Source organism: Neoroseomonas rubea, from assembly GCF_016106015.1.
GTDB lineage: Bacteria > Pseudomonadota > Alphaproteobacteria > Acetobacterales > Acetobacteraceae > Neoroseomonas > Neoroseomonas rubea.
This window is the reverse complement of sequence record NZ_JACADQ010000661.1, coordinates 1-949: the sequence shown is the minus strand read 5'-3', so window position 1 is coordinate 949 and position 949 is coordinate 1. Positions and strand designations below refer to the sequence as shown.

General features: G+C 73.3%; 2 protein-coding genes. One reads left to right on the top strand and one right to left on the bottom strand.

Annotated features, from left to right (window positions below):
- Positions 1–213, bottom strand: a 213-nt coding sequence (locus HW577_RS25660) for a GcrA family cell cycle regulator (protein ID WP_232475249.1), incomplete at its 3' end; no start/stop codon positions are given.
- A 175-nt stretch (positions 214–388) separates the two neighbouring features.
- Between HW577_RS25660 and HW577_RS25655 the strand changes: the two genes are divergently transcribed.
- Entirely contained in the window at positions 389–877 is a 489-nt protein-coding gene (locus HW577_RS25655) for a winged helix-turn-helix transcriptional regulator (protein ID WP_232475248.1), read from the top strand.
- The last annotated feature ends 72 nt before the right edge of the window (positions 878–949 follow it).

Here is a 949-nt window from a genome sequence, read left to right as displayed (position 1 = left end):
GGCGGGCATCGGCCGCGGCGCGCGCGGCACCGGCACGGGCCGCGGCACGGCGTCGCGCCGGATCGGGCTCGGGCGGGCCGGCAGGTTCAGCCGGTGCGCCTTGCCAACGACCGCGTTCTTGGAAATGCCCATCCGCCGGCCGATCTCGGCCGTCGAATGCCCCTCGGCCCAGAGCGCCTTCAAGCGCTCGATCGCCTCCGCCGTCCAGTCCATTGCGCCATCCCCCGATGTGCCCCTGACACAACATACGGTAGTCGCTTCACCCTGCCGCACACAAGTTCTGCGATGCCCGCGGCATCATTTTCCTGTGGACAAACGTTCGAATCCGCAAGGCTTGCAAGCTGCAAGTCTTTGCGCTCCCATGCGCTTGCCCCGCGGAGCCCGCGCCATGCGCCCGACCGACTTCTCCCGCATGCGCTGCCCGGTGGCCCGCGCCATGGCCGTGCTCGGCGAACGCTGGACCATCCTGATCCTGCGGGAGGCCTTCGCCGGCACCACCCGTTTCGACGTCTTCGCCACGAACCTCGGCATCGCGCCCAACATCCTCTCCGCCCGGCTGTCCGCCCTGGTTCGCCATGGCGTGCTGGAACGGGTGCGGGACGGCGGCCGCCATGCCTATCGCCTGACGGAGCGCGGCCGCGACGCCTTCCCGCTCTACCTCGCCATCCGCGACTGGGGCGCGCGGCATTTCTCGGGCCCGGAGGGACCGCCCACCTCGATGCTCGACACGCGCACCGGCGCGCCGGTGAGCGCGCCCGCGCCGCTGCGCGCCGACGGCTCCCGCATCCTGCCCGAGGAGGTCCGCATCCTGCCCGGCCCCGGCGCGAACGACGCGATACGCCGCCGCTTCGGCGCGGGGGATGCGGCGCATGGCTGACGCCGCCGGCCTCGCCCCGCCGATCGGCACGCGGGCGCGCCTGCGCCGCATCCTCGCCCTGGCCGCGCCGAC